This is a genomic window from Montanilutibacter psychrotolerans, from assembly GCF_003719825.1.
GTDB lineage: Bacteria > Pseudomonadota > Gammaproteobacteria > Xanthomonadales > Xanthomonadaceae > Montanilutibacter > Montanilutibacter psychrotolerans.
This window is the reverse complement of sequence record NZ_RIBS01000001.1, coordinates 804813-826805: the sequence shown is the minus strand read 5'-3', so window position 1 is coordinate 826805 and position 21993 is coordinate 804813. Positions and strand designations below refer to the sequence as shown.

Genomic DNA, 21993 nt, shown 5'->3' with positions numbered 1-21993 from the left:
GGAGAACGCCCACCGATTGCCGCAGAGCGGTGGGCCTGGGCCCACCCTACTCATCGCCGCGGCGAGAAGTTGTACGAGCGTGCGTTGCGGACGTAGGGTGGGCTCAAGCCCACCTTGCCCGGTTGCCCGGGGGTCAACCCGCCCCGGAAGCTCCAAGCCCCCGCACCGCGTGATCAACCGCCAGCCTCAACATGGTGGGCGTGATGTAGCGCCGGTGCACGCGGTCGATCAGCGCCATGTAGGAGCGACCGAACAGATTGGTCGTCCGCACCCGCGTGCCGAGCGTGACGACCGCGCGTCCATCGCCGCATAGGTCAACGCCGACGCACGAGCGGAAGCGAAGATGTTTGTCGTCGGCGCCCAGAACGACTTCGACGCGCGTATCGGCGGCATTGCCGCGTTGCGCGATCACCGGGAAGCGGTTGGCGAACAACACATCGGCCTGTGGCGACAACAGCGACGACACCGGACACCCCAGCGGCGAGGTGCGCAATCCGAGCGGCTTGACCAGAACGTTGCGAAGCGCCATCAGCCGTGAGACCCCGGGAGGGTTGTTCTCGATGAAGCCTTCGAGCACCGCGGCCATTGCCTCGCGTGCGGACGTGGTCCCCAGCTCACCTGCATCCGTGACCAGGCTGAAGCTGTCCTCGTGATCGAATGCATCCGGGAGTTGCGAACGCAACAGCGAATCCGCGGGCGGTGCCGACTGCTCGGCCACCACGCGACCGCCGCCGTTGTGGGCCAGAAATCCCTTCGCTCCCCGCCACCTGCCCCACCCGCCACGAACGCGCCCCGACGCGCTTCTCGCCCACGCGCAGATCCTCCCTGTCAGCGAGACCGGCGCGGCATGCAGCGACAACGCCACGGTAGGTACGCGAACCGGATCCAGCGCCGCGAGCACGTCGCGCAGCGCGTCGGGCAGCACTTCGGTCAGCGAGGGAATGTCGGCCTCATTCGCCGCCACGCGTTCACGCAGCTCGCCAGTGAGGTCGCCACCGAATTCGTTGGTGTGGCACGACAGCGCGAACAGCGCCGAATGCGGCGAGCGCCCATGCAGCGGCGCGAACTGGTGCCAGGTCCCACCGCCGAAGCGCACCGTGAACAGACTGTCGGCCGGGATGTTGACGTGGTGCAATCCGCGCACGAAATGCTGGGGATCCTCATCGATCTGTGCGGGCGACGCGGTCGAGAAGCGCAGTTGCGCTCCGCCGCTGCCCGAAATCGCCGTGAAGACGCGGTGCCCTGCATGTCGATGGAAGGGATGCCCTTTCGCGCCGACGGCGAAGGTGTACAGCGAAGTCGCATCGCCACGCTCGATGTCCACGCCGCCGATGCGCGCAGAGGGCTCGTCAAGCGCATCGACGTAGGTCTCGTGCCCACGCTGTCGCATCGAAGCGCCAGCGATCAGCTGGTCGCCGTAGCCGATGCCCAACTGTGCGATCAATGCCACCTCGACCGGCAACCCACCCGAATGCGATCGGATGCGGGCGGTAGGAAAGGTGTCGACGGTCCTGGTCAATGTGAGCACAACATGCACCCTCTTTGCATTGTTGGATCAGCTGGCGGGCTGGCTGTTCTTGCGTGCGTTGGCGCGGCTCTCGCGCTTGGTTGGCCCAACGACCGGGATAGGAAGAAGGGCTTCGAAGGCGCAATCCACAGCAATTGTGTACTTAACTAATTTGTTAACTATTTACCTCTCAAGCCAGTCCACGTCAACTCCCAGGCTTGGCAGCGCAATGAGCCAGTGGAAGGTCGCCCGGCACGCGCGCGCGGCGATCGCTCGCCTCCCCGCAGCGCGTCCAATCCCAGCGCCGTTCGCGCTGCGTAGGGTGGGCCCTGGCCCACCGGCTCTCCGGGGCGCTGGCGCCCTCTTACGGCGAGAGGCGCGGTGCGCTGATTTCGAATGGCAAGCAATGCCCGCCGCTTTTACCCGGTTCTGGGATCCGGTTCTGGGATCCGGTTCTGGGTTCGGGTCAGGCAAGCGGGAGTGTGCTTTCGACACGACTCTCGCGATCGTGCACGTCCACAACCGCACGCACCGCCGCGTCGACGGGCGCGCCGCCAATGTCCTTCAGGAAGCGGCAGGCGGCGAAACCACCCGCGGCGGCTTCATAGTCGGCCACCCAGGCCTGTCGCATCGGCATGCGTTCGGGCGCTACCGGCCAAACCCCGGGACGCGGCCGCATGTGCGAGGCGATGCCCATGCGCCAGGGCTTCCCTGTGAGACGAGCCCGGAAGCACCGCTGGTTGCGGCACATGAGGGCATAGAGGCGATCCACTTTGAGGCGCGTGAAGCAGTCGGTCACGGCATCTTCCAGCGGATCGAACACCCGGTGCATAGCGATCAGGCGCATGCCCATGGGCGTGTCATAAAGCCTGACCCGCCAATCCGGTCGGGCTTCGACGAATCGCTCCACCCGCTGCAAGGCCATTCGATTTGCCCCGCCATGCAGAGCCACCCATAGCCGGTGAAGCAACCCGGTCAGCGGGGCGAAGAAGACAAGGCTCGCCAGGACCAGGGCAACGATCACGCGTGGACTCCATGCGTCGAGGCCCGCGCATGTCGCCCCCGCGCCAATCAAGAGGCCCAGCAGGGAAATGACGTAATGGATTCCGGGGACCGGCAGTGCGGCATCGATATCGGCGATCAGGACGTTCGGGGTGTTGAGGCAGTGCGCGCCATACGAGTTGCGCGTAATGACGCAGCCGTCGAGACGTTCCAGCACCTCCTCGCGGATCGGCAATCCGATGGCCCCGTTATAGGGCACCTTCGGTTCCCGCTTGAGACTGTCCGTTCCGGACACAACCGTCGCGAGCGCATCGCACGCTCGCTCGTGTGCATGGGCCTCTGCCTCGGCCAGGCTGACCTCTGACCAGCCGAAGCGACGAACAGTGACCTGGCGCCGAGCGTCACGGTGCTGCAACCGCGCTTCAGCCCAATAGGCGGGAATTTCCATAGGCAGTACGTTGATCGGTACGAGACAGGGGCGCACACGTTAGCGCGCGTGGGCGATATGGGTACTGCTTCATGACCGGCAGGGCGGGCTCAAGCCCGCCTTACGCGGGATCCGTTGGGCTCGGGCGTACCGTGCCGTAGGACCGTAGGGTGGGCTCAAGCCCACCTTCGCCCATCACACCACGCTGTTCACCCCAAGCTGGATCGTAGGGTGGGCTCAAGCCCACCTTCGCCCATCACAACACGCTGTTCACCACAAGCTGGACCGTAGGGTTGGCTCAAGCCCGTCTTCGCCCACCACGCGTCGCTGTTCACCACCCCAATCATCCGGAGAGGACCGTAGGGTGGGCTCAAGCCCACCTTCGCCCATCACAACACGCTGTTCACCACCCCAATCAGCCGGATACGCGCCCCGCTCGACCCAGCGGCGAAACGACGAGTGCGGCCAATCCAGCGCGCGCACCACATGTCCATGCTTCACCGGGTTGAAATGGATGTACTCGACGTGTCGACGCAGGTCGTTCTCGTCGCGGATCAGGTGCTCCCAATAGCGGCGCTGCCAGATGCCCCGTTCGCGACGGGCCATTCGCCCGGCGCTCCTGCGCTCATCCACCGGCAAGCGACGGGAAAACCCGCCTTTGATCTGCGCCCAGCGATTGGCGTTGTCGACATCTCCCGCCGGCAATCGCCACAGGCAATGCAGGTGATCCGGCAGGACCACGATCGCATGGACGTCAAACGGCCGCACCGCTTGCGCCACTCGAAACGCCATCCGCAGATCCGCGATCCGATCCACCAGCAACCGGCGCCGCCGATCGAGCAAGTTGACGCTAAAGAAATAGGTGCCACCGGGCACCCACATACGGCGATAGTTCGACATCCCCGCAGCGTGTCCGATCCCGGCACCGCTCGATATCGGCCCATCCCGCATCGCGCCGTAGGAGAACGCCCCACCGACCTCCGTAATCGGTGGGCCAGGGCCCACCCTACGCATCGTCGCGCAGTGGAGGTGTGCGAGCGTGCGTTGCGGTCGTCGGGCGGGCTCAAGCCCGCCTTCGCCCAGCACGCGTCGCCCACCCCTCTCAGCCGGATAGGCGCCCCGCTCGACCGAGCGGCGAAACGACGAGTGCGGCACGTGCGACGATAGTTCGACATCCCCGCAGCGTGTCCGATCCCTGCACGGGGCGATATCAACGCACCCCGCCTCGCGCAGTAGGAGAACGCCCCACCGACCTCCGTAATCGGTGGGCCAGGGTCCACCCTACGCATCGTCGCGGCGGGAAGGTGTACGAGCGTGCGTTGTGGCCGTAGGGCGGGCTCAAGCCCGCGGGTTAGGAAAAGTCGACTATGACCCGTGTTTTGCTTCAGTCGTCAGCGGCCGAAAAGCCTGCGCGCATTCCCCGAGCGGACCTTCGCCTTCTCTTCGTCCGTCAGGTCTAGCCGTTCGAGCGCGTCCACGGCCTTGCCTATCCCCAGTTGGGGATAGTCGGAACCCAGGAGCACGTGGTCGATGCCGACATTGCGCAGGGTCCAGACAAACTCGGGCTCTATCGGCGAATCGGCGACGAGCACCACCGTCGCGGAGATGTCGAAGTAGATGTTGTCAGCGAAGAAGTCATCAGCGGTTCGCGCCAGGGCCAGCATGTTCCAGAACCGGAAATTCATTGCACCGATGTGGGCGAAGATGAACTTCGTCTTGGGCGCCTGGATTGCCAGGTTGAACAGGCGCTCGCTGTCGCCCGGCAGGATGTTGGCATTGTCCATCAGCACCGTCATGCCCTGCGCGCCGGCATGCCGAACCAGCATCAGCACGCGCGGGTCGTCGGCGTCGAACTTCTGCGTGTGCGGATGAATCTTCAGCACCTTCACGCCGCGCCCGGCCACGCGCGTCAACTCGTAGAGCGCGGCCTGTCCGTCGTAGGGATGCACCGTGGCCACGGGCAGCAATTGCGGTTGCTTCGCAGCGAGCGCGATGATCGCGTCGTTGCCGGTGCGGACCTTGTCCAGCTCGCCATGCAGGGCCTGGTGCGGCCCGCCGAACCACATCGCGGCCAGTCCATCCAACTCGACGCCCGACGCGGCGACGTCCGCCTGGTATTCGTGCAGCGACGCCTCGCCCTCGCGCAGATGGACATGCACGTCGAAGACCGGCTCCTTTGCAGACGCCGAAACCGAAACCGAAACCAACACCACGAAGCAGAACGCGATCAAGAGAATGCGCGGCACGATGGCGGGTTCCAGCAGCGAAGATTCGGCAGTCTACCCGGCACGTTCGTTGCAGACGCACAGAGGTTGCCTCGGGCACATGGCGTCGAGGACCTCGCCGCGTTCGCTGATGGCTTCGAACGCCTATTTCGTTCAGAACGTGATCTTCACCGACGCCGCGCTGCGCTTCGCCTCCCCGTGGTACACGGCTTCGATGTTGTTGCCATCGGGGTCGAGAACGAAGGCGGCGTAGTAGCCCGGGTGGTAGGGGCGCTCGCCCGGGGCACCGTTGTCCTTGCCGCCGTGCGCAAGGGCAGCCTTGTGGAAGGCATCGACCATCGCGCGGTCGGCGGCCTGGAACGCCACGTGGGTGGGCCCCGTCAGCCGACCCTCTGCCGCGTCGCTGTCGGCGGTCGATACGCAGAACTCGTCGGCCCAGAAGAAGCCGTCTTGTTCGCCGCCCATGGGCACCTGCAAAACCTCGAGCACCGCGGCGTAGAACGCGCGGCTCGCTTCGAGGTCACGCACGACCAGCTGGACATGATCGATGAGTCGACCGCGGTGGAGTTCGTTGATTTCCATGGGAGCTCCGGTGGTGGCCAGGTATTCCGAGGAACGGGTTAGCACGCGGAGCGTTCGCGACGGATCAAGACGGTGAGTGATGCGTTCCCGAAGAAAACGGCCCGCCGGAGCGGGCCTCATCGCACGTGCTATCGGCAGACGTTCACGTGTCCCGCCGACACATGGCCACGGGGGCATTTGAACGAGTGGTCGTACGGCGGGCTTGCGCCCGTCTTACGTGGGTCGTGCCCGTTTGCGGTCTCAGGTCATGCGCCTTCGGGAGCCGGGGCTTCGAGTAGGAAGATGTCGCGCCCAGTTGCGTCGAACTCGTCCAGCAACGCGACCAAGTCGGCGCGCGCGGCGCGGGTTTCGTCACCCTTGAGATAGATCGCCAGGCGCAGCGCGAACGCCTGGCCCGCGAGGGTCATGGTCTCGGTCAGATCCAAAAACAGATTTGCCGTTTCCGGCGCCAGCAGCAGCAAGCCGGTCACGTCGCGGGCGGCGAGGTAGTCGGAACCGACGACGTCGTACACCCTGCCGATCGCCCAGCTATCGGGGCCGCGGGATTGCGCGATCGCCGCGAGCAACGGATCGGCCACTTTCCCCGCGTCCAGGTCGGTGATGGCCAAGGGCGTGAACGCATCGAACTGCGAAACGACGAAGACCACCTTGATGGCATCAGCCTCGTCGCCGTTCTTGAGCACGCCCACATGCACCGGCGCACCGCGGTCGTCCGGCAGGATGGCACTCGGGCGGAAGCCCTGCGCGGCCAGCGCCTCGGCCAGGAAAGCCTGCATGACCTGCGCGCGTTTGAATGACTCCATCAATCCACCGGGAAGTCGTGATGAGGTCGGAGTGTAGCCGGCGCACCGTGGGCGGGACATACGCCCACCGACCGTCGTAGAACGGTGGGCGAGGGCCCACCCTACGCATCATGGAAAGTCGCAGGGTCGCGTTGCGGTCGTAGGGTGGGCTCAAGCCCACCTCCGCCCTCGCCGCTTCACCCGCCCCAATCGGCCGGATACTCGCCACCCTCAACCCACCGGCGAAACGACGAATGGGGCCAATCGATCGCACGCCGCGAATGCCCGTGCTTCACCGGGTTGAAGTGGATGTACTCGACATGCCGGCGCAGGTCATTGTCGTCCCGGATCACATGTTCCCAGTAGCGACGTTGCCAGATCCCGCGCTCCCGGCGCGCCGCTCTCCCTGGAGTCCTGTGCTCGTCGGCAGGCAGGCGGCGCGAAAAGCCCGACTTGATCTGCGCCCACCGGTTGGCGTTGTCGGTGTCTCCCGGCGGCAATCGCCACAGGCAATGCAGGTGATCGGGAAGGATGACGATGGCCAGAATCTCGAAAGGTCGCACCGCATGCGTTGACCGGAATGCCGCGCGCAAGTCACCGACCCGATCCACCAACAATCGGCGGCGGCGTTCAAGCAGATTGACGGTGAAGAAGTAGGTGCCACCCGGCACCCACATCCGACGATAGTTCGACATCGGTGCAGCGTGGTGCACGCCATCGCGCCGAAGCATCAGCGCACCGCACACCTCACCGTCGGAGAACTCCGCGGCCGCAAAGCGGTGGGCCAGGGCCCACCCTACGCATTCGTCGCGACGGGAGGTTGAGCGGGAAGCCGTAGGGCGGGCTCAAGTCCGCCTTACGCGTTGCCATATGCCCCGTTCGCGACGGGCCATGCGCCCGGCGCTTCTACGCTCGTCCGCGGGCAGGCGACGGGAGAAGCCGCCCCTCCTAGGCTGGCCGATTCACATATTCCGCCGATACTCCCCACCCACATCGTAAAGCGCGTGACTGATCTGCCCCAGGCTGTGCGTCTTCACCGCCTCCATCAGGCTGGCGAACACGTTGCGGCGTTCGCGCGCGGCGGCCTGTAGGGGCTTGAGACCCTCGGCGGCGTAGGTGTTGCGGTTGGACTGGTAGCCGGCGACGTTTTCGATCTGCTGGCCCTTCTCGCTTTCGGTCGAGCGGATCAGTTCGATCTCGGTGACGATGTCGCCGCCGTGGTCTTTCGGCAGGAAGGTGTTGACGCCCACCAGCGGCAGGCTGCCGTCGTGCTTCTTGTGCTCGTAGTACAGGCTTTCTTCCTGGATCTTGCCGCGCTGGTACATGGTGTCCATGGCGCCGAGCACGCCGCCGCGCTCGCTGATGGCCTCGAACTCCTTGTAGACGGCTTCTTCGACGATGTCGGTGAGCTTGTCGACGATGAAGCTGCCCTGCCAGGGGTTCTCGTTGAAGTTCAGCCCCAGCTCCTTGTTGATGATCATCTGGATGGCCACGGCGCGGCGCACGGATTCTTCCGTCGGCGTGGTGATGGCTTCGTCGTAGGCGTTGGTGTGCAGGCTGTTGCAGTTGTCGAACAGCGCGTACAGCGCCTGCAGCGTGGTGCGGATGTCGTTGAACTGGATCTCCTGCGCGTGCAGGGATCGGCCGCTGGTCTGGATGTGGTACTTCATCATCTGGCTGCGGGCGTCGGCGCCATAGCGCTCGCGCATCGCGCGGGCCCAGATGCGGCGGGCGACGCGGCCGATGACGGTGTACTCCGGATCCATGCCGTTGCTGAAGAAGAACGACAGGTTGGGCGCGAAGTCGTCGATCTTCATGCCGCGTGCGAGGTAGTACTCGACGATGGTGAAGCCGTTGCTCAGCGTGAAGGCAAGCTGGCTGATCGGGTTCGCGCCGGCTTCGGCGATGTGATAACCGCTGATCGACACCGAGTAGAAATTGCGGACGTTGCGGTCGACGAAGTACTGCTGGATGTCGCCCATCATGCGCAGGGCGAACTCGGTGCTGAAGATGCAGGTGTTCTGCGCCTGGTCTTCCTTGAGGATGTCGGCCTGCACGGTGCCGCGCACGGTGGCCAGCGTGTGGGCCTTGATGTTCTCGTAGATTTCCGGGGCGACCACCTGGTCGCCGGTGACGCCCAGCAGGCCCAGGCCCAGGCCGTCGTTGGTCTCGGGCAGCATGCCGCTGTACTGCGGGCGCTGGCGGCCTTCGAACATCGCCTCGATGCGGTTGTGCGCCTCGTCCCAGCGCGCCTGGTCCTCGCGCAGGTACTTCTCCACCTGCTGGTCGATGGCGGTGTTCATGAACATCGCCAGGATCATCGGCGCGGGGCCGTTGATGGTCATCGACACCGAGGTGGTGGGCGCGCACAGGTCGAAGCCGGAGTACAGCTTCTTCATGTCGTCGAGCGAGGCGATGTTGACGCCGGAGTTGCCGATCTTGCCGAAGATGTCAGGACGCACGGCCGGGTCTTCGCCGTACAGCGTCACCGAGTCGAACGCGGTGGACAGGCGCGCGGCCGGCTGGCCCACGCTGAGATAGTGGAAGCGGCGGTTGGTGCGCTCGGGCGTGCCCTCGCCGGCAAACATGCGGATGGGATCTTCGCCGGTGCGGCGGTACGGGTAGACGCCGCCGGTGTACGGGTAGTAGCCGGGCAGGTTTTCCTTCTGCAGGAACACCAGCAGCTCGCCCCAGCTCTTGTAGGTGGGCGCGGCGATCTTGGGAATCAGCTGGTGGCTGAGCGACTCGCGGTAGTTCTCGACGCGGATCTTCTTGCCGCGCACTTCGTACTCGGTGATCTCGTCGGTGATCGACTTCAGGCGCGCCGGCCATTCGCGCAGCAGGCGCAGTGCGTCGGACGACAGCGACTGGATGGCGTCGTTGTAACGCTGGCGCAGGGTGACCAGAGTGCGGTCGATCGGTAGGGTGGGCTCAAGCCCACCGTGCGCCGAACCTTCCCGATGGTGGGCTTGAGCCCACCCTACGACGTGATCGGCGCTGTAGAGATCCAGCGCGCCGGGCAGCGCGTCGTCAGACAGGTCGTGCAGCGATTGCCAGTACGACTGGGCGCGGTCGGCGGTTTCGGCCTGGCTCTCGATGCGCGTGTTGATGGCGCGGCCCTGCTCGGCAATCTCGGCCAGGTAGCGCACGCGGCTGCCGGGGATCAGCACGGTGGCGCGCGGCTCCTTCAGCGTGGTGTCGAGCTGCGGGGTCCAGTGGTCGGCCGGCAGCGACAGCTTGTCGCGCAGCAGGCGGCACAGGTTGGCGAACATCCAGCTGATGCCGGGGTCGTTGAACTGGCTGGCGATGGTGGGATAGACGGGGACGTCTTCGTCCTTCATCTGGAACGCCACGCGGTTGCGCTTCCACTGCTTGCGCACGTCGCGCAGGGCGTCCTCGGCGCCGCGCTTGTCGAACTTGTTGAGCACCACCAGCTCGGCGTAATCGAGCATGTCGATCTTCTCGAGCTGGCTGGGCGCGCCGAAGTCGCTGGTCATCACGTACATCGGGAAATCGACCAGGTCGACGATCTCCGAATCGCTCTGGCCGATGCCGGCGGTCTCGACGATCACCAGGTCGTAGCCCAGCCCCTTGAGGAAGCCGATCGAATCCTTGAGCACCACGTTGGTGGCCGCGTGCTGGCGGCGCGTGGCCATCGAGCGCATGTACACGCGCGGGCTGCGCAGCGAGTTCATGCGGATGCGGTCTCCCAACAGCGCGCCACCGGTGCGGCGGCGGGTGGGATCGACCGAGATCACCGCGATGCGCATCTGCGGGAAATGGTGCAGAAAGCGGTTGAGCAGCTCGTCGGTCACCGACGACTTGCCGGCGCCGCCGGTACCAGTGATGCCGACCACCGGCGTCTTGCCGCCGGCCAGCTGCCACTGCTTGCGCAGGTGGGCCAGCTGGGTCTCGTCGTACTGGCCCTCCTCGATGGCGCTGAGGGTCTTGCCGATGGTGATCTCGTCGTCGATCGCGGCGGGCTTGTCCGGCGCGGTGTCCGCGCGGCGGCCATCGGCGGCGCGACGCACCACGTCCTCGATCATCGCCACCAGGCCCATGTGCATGCCGTCGTTGGGGTGGTAGATGCGCTCGACCCCGTAGCCCTGCAGCTCGCGGATTTCTTCGGGGGTGATGGTGCCGCCGCCGCCGCCGAACACCTTGATGTGGCCGGCGCCGCGTTCGCGCAGCATGTCGACCATGTACTTGAAGTACTCGACGTGGCCGCCCTGGTAGCTGGACAGCGCAATGCCGTCGGCATCTTCCTGCAGCGCGGCGCGCACCACGTCCTCGACCGAGCGGTTGTGGCCCAGGTGGATCACCTCGGCGCCCTGCCCCTGGATCAGCCTGCGCATGATGTTGATCGCAGCGTCGTGGCCGTCGAACAGGCTGGCGGCGGTGACGAAACGCAGCGGCGAGGTGGCCTCGGTCTGCGGGTTCTGGGTTTCGGGCAGGTTGCTGGCGACAGTGCTCATCGTGCGCTCGATACGAAATCGGGGATTTCCGGATTGTAGCGTGGGGCGGCGTGGTGCCTCCGGGGACGTGGCTGGGAGCCACCAGCGCACAAGCGGAGGCACGCGCGCCGGCTCGGAAAAGCGCCCACGGCCCGGTTCCCCCGCTACCCTTGGCGCATGCCCATTACGACGATCGCCAGCGACCCCGTCCTGTCCAACCTGCGCGCCGCCGCCGCGGGCGGCGCACCGCAGGCGTTGTTCGAGTTGGCCGCCGCGCTGGTGGTCCGGCGCCATCCCGAAGAAGCGTTCGACCTGTACCGACGCGCCGCCGAATCGGGCCACTCGGGCGCGCAGTTCGAGCACGCACGCATGCTGCTGCTGGGTGTCGGCGGCGATGCCGATCCGGCCCGCGGCCTCGACAGGATGCTGTCGGCAGAGCGCGCCGGCCACGCGGCCGCGGGCTATCAGCTGGCGTTGATCGGGCTGGGCGGCGTGCTGTTGCCGCTCGACGCCCAGGTCAACCAGCGCATGCTGGCCGCGGTGCAGGCCAACTACCCACCCGCCGTGCGCGCTGCGGCCCTCCATTTCGGCCGCCGTGCCGGAGACACCAATCAGACGCTGTGCCTGCAGCTGCTGGAACGCGCGGCGCAACGCGGCGACGTCACCGCGGCGCAACTGCTCGCGCAGCGGCTGGCGCTGGGCGAAGGCTGCCAGGCGCAGCCGGCCGCGGCGGACGAACTGCTGGCGCAACTCGACCGGCATGGCGTGCCCCGCTTGCCGATGATCCGCGTCGACCGGGCGCAGCCCTCCGCTTCCGATGCACTGCCGCCGGGCACATTCGCCTTCGAGGACGCCCTGCAGCCGGCAAGTGCCAGCGTGTTGTCGCGCCAGCCGCGCGTGGCACGCGTCGACGGGTTGCTGTCGGCGGACGAATGCCGCCTGCTGGTGGCCAGCGCGCGCCCGCAGCTGCGGCGCTCCAACGCCGTCGATCCCGAGAGCGGCCTGCCCATCGAAGTGGAAGTGCGCACCAGCAGCGACGCCAGCCTCGATCCGGTGCTGGAGGACTTCGCCCTGCGTGCGGTGCAACTGCGCATGGCCAGCGCGGCGGGCATGGCCATGGTCAACGGCGAGCACCTCACCGTGCTGCGCTACGAGCCGGGCCAGCAGTACCGCCCGCACCGCGACTACGTGCCACCCGGCGCGATCGAGCGCGACCAGCCACAAGCCGGCAACCGCCAACGCACGATCTGCGTCTACCTCAACGACGTCGAGGCGGGCGGCGAAACCGAGTTTCCCGTTGCGGGCGTGCGCATCGCCCCGCGCCCCGGGTCGGCCGTGGTGTTCGACAACCTGCTGGCCGATGGGCGCCCCGACCCCGACTCGCTGCACGCCGGCCTACCTGTATTGGCTGGCGAGAAATGGTTGGCAACGCTGTGGCTGCGGCAGCGGCGATACCGCGGATTCTGACGCGTCGAATGCGCGGGTTCCTGCCCGTTGGCAGGTCGGATTTCGCCACCCGATCAGCACCTCGGGATCCGGCGCGCCGGCCTGCCTTGGCCACGCGTCGTAACGCGACGGCGATGGTGGTCGCACTGAGATCTGGTTCGCGTTTCAACATACGCAACCGTATCTGGGGATTGCTTTAGACTACCGCCCCTGCGGGCCGGGCCAGACCTTGTCCTCAGCGACGAATTCCCAAGAATTCAACCACTTACCAACCACTGTTGGCGCGGATCGTCAAGAACGGTCCCCACGTCGATGCGGAGCACCCGATGATTTTCGAAACCCTTGACACCTTCGGTCACGAGCAGGTTGTGTTCTGCCATAACAAGGACGCTGGCCTGAAGGCCATCATCGCGATCCACAACACGGTGCTGGGCCCCGCGCTGGGTGGCACCCGCATGTGGCCGTACAAGACCGAGGCCGACGCGCTCAACGACGTGCTGCGCCTGTCGCGCGGTATGACCTACAAGAACGCGGTCGCGGGCCTGAACATCGGCGGTGGCAAGGCGGTGATCATCGGCGACCCGGCCGTCGACAAGTCCGAAGCGCTGTTCCGCGCGTTCGGCCAGTTCGTCGAGTCGCTGGGCGGTCGCTACATCACCGCCGAAGACGTCGGCATCGACGTCAACGACATGGAATTCGTGTACCGCGAGACCGAGTACGTCACCGGCGTGCACCAGGTCCACGGCGGTTCGGGCGACCCGTCGCCGTTCACCGCCTACGGCGCGCTGCAGGGCCTGATGGCCACGCTCAACAAGCGTTTCGGCGACGAGGAAGTGGGCAAGTACAGCTACGCCGTGCAGGGCCTGGGCCACGTCGGCATGGAGTACGTGAAGCTGCTCAAGGAGCGCGGCGCGAAGATCTTCGTGACCGACATCAACAAGGGCCTGGTCGACAAGGCCGTGTCCGAGTACGGCGCCGAGGCCGTGGGCCTGGACGAGATCTACGACGTTCCGGCCGACGTGTACTCGCCGTGCGCGCTGGGTGGCACTGTCAACGAGAGCACCCTGCCTCGCCTCAAGGCCAAGGTGATCTGCGGTGCGGCCAACAACCAGCTGGCCAACAACGCCATCGGCGATGAAGTGCAGAAGCGCGGCATCCTGTATGCCCCCGACTACGCCGTGAACGCTGGCGGCGTCATGAACGTCTCGCTCGAGATCGACGGCTACAACCGCGAACGCGCGATGCGCATGATGCGCACCATCTACCATAACCTCGGCCGCATCTTCGAGATCGCCGAGCGTGACGGCATCCCGACCTACAAGGCCGCCGACCGTCTGGCGGAAGAGCGCATCACCGCGATCGGCAAGCTCAAGCTGCCGCTCGGCCGCGCCGCGCCGCGCTTCCAGGGTCGCATCCGCGGCGGTCACTGACCGGTCGCGCGCAACAAGGAAGACACCACCATCCACGACGGGGCCCAGTGCCCCGTCGTGTTATCCGGAACCCGCCACGCGGCACCATGCCGGCGCGGCAACGAAACAGGACTGGAGTGCCGATGCGTCCCTACCCGCTGGGTGAAGAAATCGATGCGTTGCGCGATGCCGTGCGCCGCTTCGCCGAAGCCGAGATCGCACCGCGTGCCGAGAAGATCGACCACGAGAACTGGTTCCCGCAGGACCTGTGGCCCAAGCTCGGCGAGATGGGTCTGCTCGGCCTGACCGTGCCGGCCGAATACGGCGGCAGCGAGATGGGCTACCTCGCCCACCTGGTGGCGATGGAAGAGATCTCGCGCGCGTCCGGTTCGGTGGGCCTGAGCTATGGCGCGCACTCCAACCTGTGCGTCAACAACCTCTATGCCAATGGCAACGAGGCGCAACGCCACGCGTACCTGCCCAAGCTGTGCAGTGGCGAATGGAAGGGCGCGCTGGCCATGAGCGAGCCGGGCGCCGGCTCGGACGTGGTGGGCTCGATGAGCTGCCGCGCCGAACTGAAGGGCGACGTATGGGTGGCCAACGGCAACAAGATGTGGATCACCAACGGCCCCGAGGCCGACGTGTTGGTGGTGTACATGCGCACGGCCGGCAAGGACGCGGGCAGCAAGTGCATGACTGCCTTCATCGTCGAAAAGGGCATGAAGGGTTTCAGCACGGCGCAGAAGCTCGACAAGCTCGGCATGCGCGGCTCCAACACCTGCGAACTGGTGTTCGTCGACTGCGAGATCCCCGCCGAGAACGTGCTCGGTGAGGTCAACCAGGGCGTCAAGGTGCTGATGAGCGGGCTCAATACCGAGCGTCTGGTGCTGTCGGGCGGCCCCATCGGCTTGATGCAGGCCGCGCTGGATGTCGCACTGCCGTACTCGCGCGAGCGCCGCCAGTTCGACGCCGCGATCGGCACGTTCGGCCTGATGCAGGGCAAGATCGCCGATATGTACACCGCGCTGCAGTCCAGCCGTGCATTTGCGTACCAGGTGGCCCGCGACTACGACAACGGCTACAAGAGCCGCGTCGATGCCGCCAGCTGCCTGCTGCACGCGTCCGAGGCGGCGGTGAAGGTCACGCTCGAGGCGATCCAGACGCTGGGCGGCAACGGCTACATCAACGAGTTCCCCACCGGCCGGATGCTGCGCGACGCCAAGCTCTACGAGATTGGCGCGGGCACCAACGAGATCCGCCGCATGCTGATCGGCCGCGAGCTGTTCGACGGTCGCAGCTGAGCGTTCGTGGGCTGCCGTTGACCGGCAGCCCACCCGCGCCCCACGACGTACCGGTCCGGAATCGGCTGGCGACAGCCGGTCGCGATGCAGCGCGCGCGGGCCGCGCCGAATTTCAGACTGAACCGGGCGGCGCGCGAGCTTGCGTCCGCCGAGCAGGTCGCCGGTCTGGTCGCGTCGGTTCAGTCGCGGGATTAGTGGCGCGGCGGCGGTGTCTTCAACGGCAACCGGCACGGGATCCGCAAGTGGAAGCAGGTGCCTTCGCCTGGCGTGCTTTCGCAGTCGATGCTGCCGCCCAGCACCTGGGTCGCCAGGTTCCAGACGATGTGCAGCCCCAGTCCGGAACCGCCCTTGCCGCGGCGCGTGGTGAAGAACGGCTCGAACGCGTGCCGTCGCACGTCGGGGGGCATGCCCGCTCCGTCGTCGCGGTAGTCCAGCAGCACCTGGTCGTCCGCCACGCGAGCGTGCAGGCGGATGTGGCCATTGGCGCGGTCTTCGAAGCCATGCATCACCGAGTTCAACACCAGGTTCGAGACGATCTGGTAGATCACGCCAGGGTAGGTCTCGAAGGTGATCGGCTGCGGGCATTCCACGCTGACCGAGTGCCCGCCCTGGCGCAGGCTGGGCTTCAACGACACCAGCACGTCTTCGAGGTAGGCACCCAGCTCGATCCGACGTGGCGTCTCGCTCGACTGGTCGACGGCGACCTGTTTGAAACTGCGCACCATGCGGTCGGCGCTCATCAGGTTGCGCAGGATCAGCTGCGAGCTCTCTCCGGTGGTACGCCGGAACTGCTCCAGGACCGCATCGTCCACGCGCCCGCTCTTGATCAGCTCGCCCAACTTGCGCGCCTGCAGTTCCAGGTTCGAAGCCGCGGTGACACCGATGCCCAGCGGCGTATGGAGGTCGTGCGCGACGCCCTCCACCAGGCTGCCCAGGGCGGCCATCTTTTCCGCTTCCACCAGTTGGTTCTGCGCCAGGCGCAGCTCGTCGATCGTGTTGCGCAGGCTTTCGTTGGTTTCGTGCAGGGCATCGGTGCGCAGGCGCACGCGCGATTCGAGTTCCAGGTTGATGCGCTCCAGCGCCTGTTCGCCTTGCTTGATCTTGGTGATGTCGCTGTGCGTGCCGGTGATGCGCACCGGCACGTGCTGTTCGTCGCGCGCGGTGATGCGCCCGCGGCTGCGGATCCAGCGCCACTGGCCGTCGGCATCCAGCACCCGGTAGGACAGGTCGAGCACGTCGGCGCTGCCGGCCAGGTGGGTTTCGACGGCCGCGTCGAAGCGGGCCAGGTCCTCGGGGTGCACGCTGTCGCGCATCGAGCCGAGCTGCTCGACCAGTTCCTGACCGCCCAGATCGGGCTGATCCAACGGGTTGAGCCTGCGGACCTCCCTGCGCTTGACGTCCAGGTCCCACAGCTCGTCGCCGGTGCCCCACAGCGCCAGCTTGAGGCGTTCTTCGCTGTCGGCGATGCGGCGCCGCGCCTGGTCGCGCTCGATCCAGCGCTGGCGCATCTGCCACGCCACCACGATCACCAACAGCGCCGCCAGCAGCAGCAGCGCGCCGCGCGCCCACGCGGTTCTCCACCATGGCGCTTCCAGGACGATCGGGATGCTCAGCTCTTCGCCCCAACTGCCGTCGGGATAGCGCGCACGCGCGCGGAACGTGTACCGCCCGGGAGGAAGGTTGTTGTAGCTGGCAACCCGACGGTGCGCGTCGACCTCGATCCAGCGTTCGTTCACGCCATCCAGCCGGTACGCGTACAGCAGCTCGCGCGGCGCGACGTAACTCAATGCGGAGAACGCCAGGCTGATGTCGTCGCCCTCGGGTGGCAGCGTCAGGGCGCCGGACGCATCGCGGCGCGACGTTTCGTCGGACGGGCCCGCCATTCCCTCCATGCGCAGCAGGCGCAGCTCGGTCAGCTCGACCCGGTGGGGCGGTGGCAAGGGTTCGACTTCGCGCGCGTCGAACACCGTGACCCCGTGCATGCCCGAGAACAGGATGCGGCCGTCGTCCAGCCGCCCGTACGAGGCGACGAAGTAACCCGTCTCCTGGGTGCCCGCGCTCGAGCCGAAATTGACGATCTGCCCGGTGTCCGGGTTGAGTCGGCTGACCCCGGCCGAGGTGCTGACCCACAGCATGCCTTCGTCGTCTTCGACGATGCCGCCCACGGCCTCGGTCGCCAGGCCCTCGCGCATGCCATAGGCCGTGAACACGGGCCGACCCTTGGGATCGAAGGCGAGCCGGTTGACGCCGCCGCCCTGCGTGCCCAGCCACAAGCGGCCGCGCCGGTCCTCGACGATCGCGGTGATGGTGTTGTGCCGGAGCCGGCCCGGTGTGCCGTTGCCCGCGGCGAATCGCTCGATCCGGCCACTGGCCCGATCGAGCCGGAGCAGGCCGCCGACACGGCCTCCCACCCAGAAGTTGCCGCGGCTGTCTTCGAACATCGCCTCGGCGACATTGCCGTTGCGCGGATCCTCGCTGCGGTTGGCGGTAAGTCGGTACACCCGGAATCGGTTGCAGCCGGGGCACAGCGCGGCCAGCGCGCCATCGCGGGTCGCCGCCCAGATCGTGCCGTCGTGATCCTGATAGAGACGATGCGCGCTGGTGCCGCGCGCACGACCGTCTTCATCGATGATGGGGAACAGCGTGAAGCGCCCGTTTTCCAGTCGCGCCGGGCCGCGCCCGGTCGCCGCCCAGACCCGGCCGTCGCGATCGCGCAGCATGTGCGTCACCCGTGCGTCCGGCAGCGAGCCGGGAACCGCCGGGTCGTGCAGGTACTGGGCGATCAGGCCACCGCGGATGTCGCAGTGGAGCAGGCTCATGCCCTCGCCTGCCGCCAGCCAGAGCGTCTGGTCCTTGTCGACCATCAGGGCGTGGATCGATACGGCCGACGGATTGCGGGTGCTGAGATCGCGCACCTGGACTTCGCCGAACTTGCGCGTCTCCGGCACGTAGACGTTGACGCCGTTCATCCAGGTTCCGGCCCACAGCAGGCCATCGCGATCGAGCATCAGTCGGAACACGTTGCTCGACGACACCGCACCGGACAGGCCGTCGCCAAAGCGCCAGCTGCGTACGGTGGTTTCGACGGAATCCAGCCGGGCCAGGCCATGGAACATCGCCACCCACAACCGGCCGCCGCCGTCGACGACCAGGTCGCGGATCTGGTCGGACATGCCCTCGGCGATCCCCCAGCGCCGCTGGACATGACCGCGGTCGTCGAACAGGGTGACGCCACCGCCATCGCTGCCGACCCAGACGCCACGAGCGAGCGGATCGACCTCGATCGCCTCCACGTCCTCGACCGATCCGTCGCCCCACACGCGGGCACTGGCGCCGTCATGGCTCATCAGGAACAGGCCGCGCCGTGAGCCGATCAGAAAATCCCGACCGTAAGGCTCGATCGTCAGCACCTGCCCGAGCACCTGGGTGACCGAGGACGGGACGGACGTGAATCGGTCGCCCGCGGGTGCAAGCCATTGCAGCTGGCCGGCGCTGCCGGCGACCCACAACCGGCCCTTGGCATCCTCACGGATCGTGCTCAGCTCGTTGCTGGCCAAAGCGCCGGGGCGTCCGTCGGCCGAATGGCGTTCGAACCGGTCCTGCCCCGGCAGGAACCGGGCGAGGCCGCCGCCGCGGGTGGCCACCCAGAAGCCTCCCCGGCGCGCGGGCACCAGCGTCTGGATGTTGTTGTCGGGGAGGCTGGCAGGGTCGTCGGTGCGGTTGCGGTAGACCCGGAACTGGTAGCCGTCGAACCGGTTCAATCCGTCCTGGGTGCCGAGCCAGACATAACCGGCCGCGTCTTGCACCATGGCCTTGACCGTCGGTTGCGACAGCCCGTCGCCGACGCTGAAGCGCTGGAAGCGGACGTCGTCGTAACTCACCATCGCGCGGGGCGCGGGCGTCCGGGGCTGGGCCATCGCGGCGTGGCCCGACAGCGCTGCCAACAGCGCGAAAGCGGCCGCCAGCGCGGCGTTTGTCCGAGTGCCCCCCATGCGGTCGAGGCTATCGCCCGGCCATGGCGACTACAAGCCGGACGCGCCATCGCGTACGACCACCGCGGGTCGCGCCTGCGGCGTCGGCATGATCGATGCCAGCGCGCCCTATGCCCGCCCCCGACCGGCGGACGCCACCCGGTGCCACCGGAGCCCGGGCGCCCTGCGCTTCCGGTGCGCCGCCGGCCTGGGCGCACGGATGGCCAGCCGCCGGCGGGCGGCCGGAGCCGGCACCGGAAGGCGGTCTGTCGCAGGGCGTAAACACCGCTGTCGCACGGCACGGGGAGGATTTGCGGCAGCGCAGCATGCCGACGCATAATCGAAGGGTTCGGCGCCAGCCGTCATTACTTCCAGGAGTTCCCATGTCCGACGTCGTCATCGTCGGTGCCAAGCGCACCGCCATCGGTTCATTCCTCGGCCAGTTCAATGGCGTGCCGACGCCTGTGCTGGGTACCGCCGCCATCAATGGCGCCCTGGCGCATGCCGGCGTCGCCGCCGACCAGGTCGACGAAGTGATCATGGGCTGCGTGCTGCCCGCCGGCCTCGGCCAGGCGCCGGCGCGCCAGGCCGCTCTCGGCGCCGGCCTGCCGACCTCGGCCGGCTGCACCACCATCAACAAGGTCTGCGGCTCGGGCATGAAGGCGATCATGCTCGCCCACGACCTGATCAAGGCAGGCTCGGCGCACGTCGTGATTGCCGGCGGCATGGAGTCGATGAGCAACGCACCGCACCTGCTCAACGGTTCGCGCAACGGCATCCGCTACGGCGCCGCCGAATTCATCGACCACATGGCCTTCGACGGCCTGACCAACCCTTACGATGGCCAGGCGATGGGCGTGTTCGGCGACATGGCCTGCAACACCTACGGCTTCGATCGCGCCGCGCTGGACGCCTACTCCGAAGAGAGCGTCAAGCGCGCCCAGGCCGCGCAGGCGTCCGGCGCCTTCAAGGACGAGATCGTTGCGGTCACCGTGAAGGGCCGCAAGGGCGAGGTCGTGGTCGACACCGACGAAGAGCCCGGCAAGATCGACACCAGCAAGATCCCCACCCTGCGTGCCGCGTTCGGCAAGGACGGCGTGCTGACCGCGGCCTCGTCGTCGAAGATCTCCGACGGCGCCGCCGCGACGCTGCTGATGAGCGCCGACGAAGCCGCTCGCCGCGGCCTCAAGCCGCTGGCGCGCATCGTCGCCCATGCCGGTCACGCACAGGCGCCGGAGTGGTTCACCACGGCGCCGGTCAAGGCCATCTCGAATGTGCTGGAAAAGGCCGGCTGGAGCGTCGCCGACGTGGACCTGTTCGAGGTCAACGAAGCCTTCGCCTGCGTGGCAATGGCGCCGATGAAGGACCTGGGCATCCCCCACGACAAGATCAACGTGAACGGTGGTGCCTGCGCCCTCGGACACCCCATTGGCGCCAGCGGCGCCCGCCTTGTGGTGACCCTGTTGAACGCGCTGTTCAGCCGTGGTTGCAAGCGCGGCGTCGCATCGCTTTGCATCGGAGGTGGCGAAGCCACTGCGATTGCGATTGAATTGGCATAAGGCGCTAACAACGTAATAACAAAAAAAAACCGGCCAGCCGCTTGACACACGTCACTGGCTTGTCATCATGTTATCGGCGCGCACTTGCGCGTTGCCCAAATTCTTTGACGAGGAAACCGTACCATGACCATGAACAAGGCGCTGATCGCTCTGGCCCTGGGCTTCGCCCTGACCGCTTGCACCAACTCCCAGCAGGCTGACAACGCCGCTGCCGACGCTGCCGCTGCTTCGACCGAAGCCGCTGCTGCCGCCGACACCGCCGCTGCCGACGCCGCCGCCATGCCGGCTGACGCCACCGCCGCTGCTGGCGCCGACGCTGCCCAGGCTTCGGCCGACGCCGCTGCCGCTGCTGCTGACACCGCCGCCACGGCCGCTGACGCCGCTGGCGCCGCCACCACCGCTCCGGCCGCTGACGCCGCTGCCGACGCCGCTGGCCAGGCTGCCGACGCCGCCGGTCAGGCTGCTGACGCTGCCAAGCAGGCCGCTGAAGCGACCGAAGAAGTCAAGAAGTAATAACCCGCTCGCGGGTTTGCAACACGGAGCAGCCGCCGGGTTTCCGGCGGCTGTTCTTATTCTGCAAGTGGTCAGTGAACGATCGGACCCGGCCTCGCCGGATTGCCGCGCGCACTGGCAGTGCCTGACACCGATCCAACGATCGGCCCGAATCAATCACCAGCTACCGCTCCGGAGACATCCATGAATACGAAGCTCGCCATCCTGCTCGCCGCCGCCGTCCTGTCGCTCTCGGCCTGCAAGAACGAAACCGCCACCGCCCAGGGCGAAGCCGCTGAAGCCGCCGCCGCTGCCGACCAGGCTGGCGCCGCTGCCGCTGACGCCGCTGCCGCTGCCGGCACCGCCGCCGCTGAAGGCGCCGACGCCGCTGCTGCCGCCACCGGCGAAGCCGTCGCCGAGACCGGCGCTGCCGTGACCGAAGCCACCGACACCGCCGCTGCCGCTGCTGCCGAAGCGACCGCCGCTGCCGCTGGCGCGACCGCCGACGCTGCGCAGGCCACCGCCGACGCCGCCAAGGACGTCTCGGACAAGGCCGAAGCCGCTGCCGAAGAAGTCAAGAAGTAATCGACTTCGCGTCAGGCAATACCCGAAGGGCCCGCGCAAGCGGGCCCTTTTTTTTGCGTGAACAATGACATCGATCGTCGCCAGGCAATACGCACGATTTCCGTGCGGACCCTGCGGGTTTCCAGTTTGAGCCGACGCCGCAGCGTGCACCGGCCCGGTACATACGCTGACGCACGCGCGGCCAACCATTCCCAGGCATTCTTTGTCGGTCGATGCGCTTTGTGGTTTGATGCCGCGTTCTGTCGCCAGCC

Annotated in this window: 15 protein-coding genes; 6 read left to right on the top strand and 9 right to left on the bottom strand. The window is 67.0% G+C overall.

Annotated elements, in window-relative coordinates:
* Window positions 1-133: 133 nt before the first annotated feature.
* From EER27_RS03440 to EER27_RS03400, 8 genes are all read right to left on the bottom strand, one after another.
* Window positions 134-1519, bottom strand: a complete 1386-nt coding sequence (locus tag EER27_RS03440) for a DUF2867 domain-containing protein (RefSeq protein ID WP_223807142.1) — start codon at window positions 1517-1519, stop codon at window positions 134-136.
* Between the two features lie 454 nt (window positions 1520-1973).
* Entirely contained in the window at window positions 1974-2957 is a 984-nt protein-coding gene (locus EER27_RS03435; RefSeq protein WP_123086589.1) for a hypothetical protein, read from the bottom strand.
* 249 nt (window positions 2958-3206) lie between these two features.
* Window positions 3207-3836, bottom strand: a complete 630-nt coding sequence (locus tag EER27_RS03430) for an REP-associated tyrosine transposase (protein ID WP_223807141.1) — start codon at window positions 3834-3836, stop codon at window positions 3207-3209.
* Between the two features lie 491 nt (window positions 3837-4327).
* Window positions 4328-5182, bottom strand: coding sequence for an amidohydrolase family protein (locus EER27_RS03425; protein WP_223807140.1), 855 nt, complete (start codon window positions 5180-5182; stop codon window positions 4328-4330).
* Between the two features lie 132 nt (window positions 5183-5314).
* Complete coding sequence (locus tag EER27_RS03420; protein ID WP_123086588.1) at window positions 5315-5743, bottom strand: VOC family protein; 429 nt, start codon at window positions 5741-5743, stop codon at window positions 5315-5317.
* 245 nt (window positions 5744-5988) lie between these two features.
* Window positions 5989-6519 carry a hypothetical protein gene (locus EER27_RS03415; RefSeq protein ID WP_123086587.1) on the bottom strand — a complete coding sequence of 177 codons (531 nt, stop codon included), beginning with the start codon at window positions 6517-6519 and terminating at the stop codon, window positions 5989-5991.
* Between the two features lie 203 nt (window positions 6520-6722).
* On the bottom strand, window positions 6723-7271 hold the full coding sequence (locus tag EER27_RS03410) for an REP-associated tyrosine transposase (protein ID WP_223807139.1): 549 nt from the start codon (window positions 7269-7271) through the stop codon (window positions 6723-6725).
* A 216-nt stretch (window positions 7272-7487) separates the two neighbouring features.
* Window positions 7488-11000 carry a methylmalonyl-CoA mutase family protein gene (locus EER27_RS03400; protein ID WP_123086586.1) on the bottom strand — a complete coding sequence of 1171 codons (3513 nt, stop codon included), beginning with the start codon at window positions 10998-11000 and terminating at the stop codon, window positions 7488-7490.
* Window positions 11001-11156: 156 nt separating this feature from the next.
* On the opposite strand from EER27_RS03400, the gene EER27_RS03395 reads away from it, so the two are divergent.
* The 3 genes from EER27_RS03395 to EER27_RS03385 all read left to right on the top strand — a co-directional run bounded on the left by EER27_RS03395 (window position 11157) and on the right by EER27_RS03385 (window position 15135).
* Complete coding sequence (locus tag EER27_RS03395; protein ID WP_123086585.1) at window positions 11157-12446, top strand: 2OG-Fe(II) oxygenase; 1290 nt, start codon at window positions 11157-11159, stop codon at window positions 12444-12446.
* Window positions 12447-12751: 305 nt separating this feature from the next.
* Entirely contained in the window at window positions 12752-13855 is a 1104-nt protein-coding gene (locus EER27_RS03390; protein ID WP_123086688.1) for a Glu/Leu/Phe/Val dehydrogenase dimerization domain-containing protein, read from the top strand.
* 122 nt (window positions 13856-13977) lie between these two features.
* Window positions 13978-15135 (top strand): isovaleryl-CoA dehydrogenase, encoded by a 1158-nt coding sequence (locus EER27_RS03385; RefSeq protein WP_123086584.1) that lies wholly within the window; start codon window positions 13978-13980, stop codon window positions 15133-15135.
* A gap of 191 nt (window positions 15136-15326) precedes the next feature.
* Here the strand turns inward: EER27_RS03385 and EER27_RS03380 are convergent, their stop codons facing one another.
* The gene (locus EER27_RS03380) at window positions 15327-19127 is read right to left on the bottom strand and encodes a sensor histidine kinase (protein WP_123086583.1); all 3801 of its coding nucleotides are present in this window, start codon (window positions 19125-19127) and stop codon (window positions 15327-15329) included.
* A 362-nt stretch (window positions 19128-19489) separates the two neighbouring features.
* Between EER27_RS03380 and EER27_RS03375 the strand changes: the two genes are divergently transcribed.
* From EER27_RS03375 to EER27_RS03365, 3 genes are all read left to right on the top strand, one after another.
* Entirely contained in the window at window positions 19490-20665 is a 1176-nt protein-coding gene (locus EER27_RS03375; protein ID WP_123086582.1) for a thiolase family protein, read from the top strand.
* 123 nt (window positions 20666-20788) lie between these two features.
* The gene (locus tag EER27_RS03370) at window positions 20789-21178 is read left to right on the top strand and encodes a hypothetical protein (RefSeq protein WP_123086581.1); all 390 of its coding nucleotides are present in this window, start codon (window positions 20789-20791) and stop codon (window positions 21176-21178) included.
* 183 nt (window positions 21179-21361) lie between these two features.
* On the top strand, window positions 21362-21742 hold the full coding sequence (locus EER27_RS03365) for a hypothetical protein (protein ID WP_123086580.1): 381 nt from the start codon (window positions 21362-21364) through the stop codon (window positions 21740-21742).
* Window positions 21743-21993: the final 251 nt, after the last annotated feature.

Coding starts and splice junctions, on each gene's coding strand:
- EER27_RS03435 (WP_123086589.1), bottom strand. CDS start 2,957: ATGGAAATTCCCGCCTATTGGGCTGAAGCGCGGTTGCAGCACCGTGAC.
- EER27_RS03380 (WP_123086583.1), bottom strand. CDS start 19,127: ATGGGGGGCACTCGGACAAACGCCGCGCTGGCGGCCGCTTTCGCGCTG.
- EER27_RS03430 (WP_223807141.1), bottom strand. CDS start 3,836: ATGTCGAACTATCGCCGTATGTGGGTGCCCGGTGGCACCTATTTCTTT.
- EER27_RS03420 (WP_123086588.1), bottom strand. CDS start 5,743: ATGGAAATCAACGAACTCCACCGCGGTCGACTCATCGATCATGTCCAG.
- EER27_RS03400 (WP_123086586.1), bottom strand. CDS start 11,000: ATGAGCACTGTCGCCAGCAACCTGCCCGAAACCCAGAACCCGCAGACC.
- EER27_RS03365 (WP_123086580.1), top strand. CDS start 21,362: ATGAATACGAAGCTCGCCATCCTGCTCGCCGCCGCCGTCCTGTCGCTC.
- EER27_RS03390 (WP_123086688.1), top strand. CDS start 12,752: ATGATTTTCGAAACCCTTGACACCTTCGGTCACGAGCAGGTTGTGTTC.
- EER27_RS03395 (WP_123086585.1), top strand. CDS start 11,157: ATGCCCATTACGACGATCGCCAGCGACCCCGTCCTGTCCAACCTGCGC.
- EER27_RS03415 (WP_123086587.1), bottom strand. CDS start 6,519: ATGCAGGCTTTCCTGGCCGAGGCGCTGGCCGCGCAGGGCTTCCGCCCG.
- EER27_RS03385 (WP_123086584.1), top strand. CDS start 13,978: ATGCGTCCCTACCCGCTGGGTGAAGAAATCGATGCGTTGCGCGATGCC.
- EER27_RS03370 (WP_123086581.1), top strand. CDS start 20,789: ATGACCATGAACAAGGCGCTGATCGCTCTGGCCCTGGGCTTCGCCCTG.
- EER27_RS03375 (WP_123086582.1), top strand. CDS start 19,490: ATGTCCGACGTCGTCATCGTCGGTGCCAAGCGCACCGCCATCGGTTCA.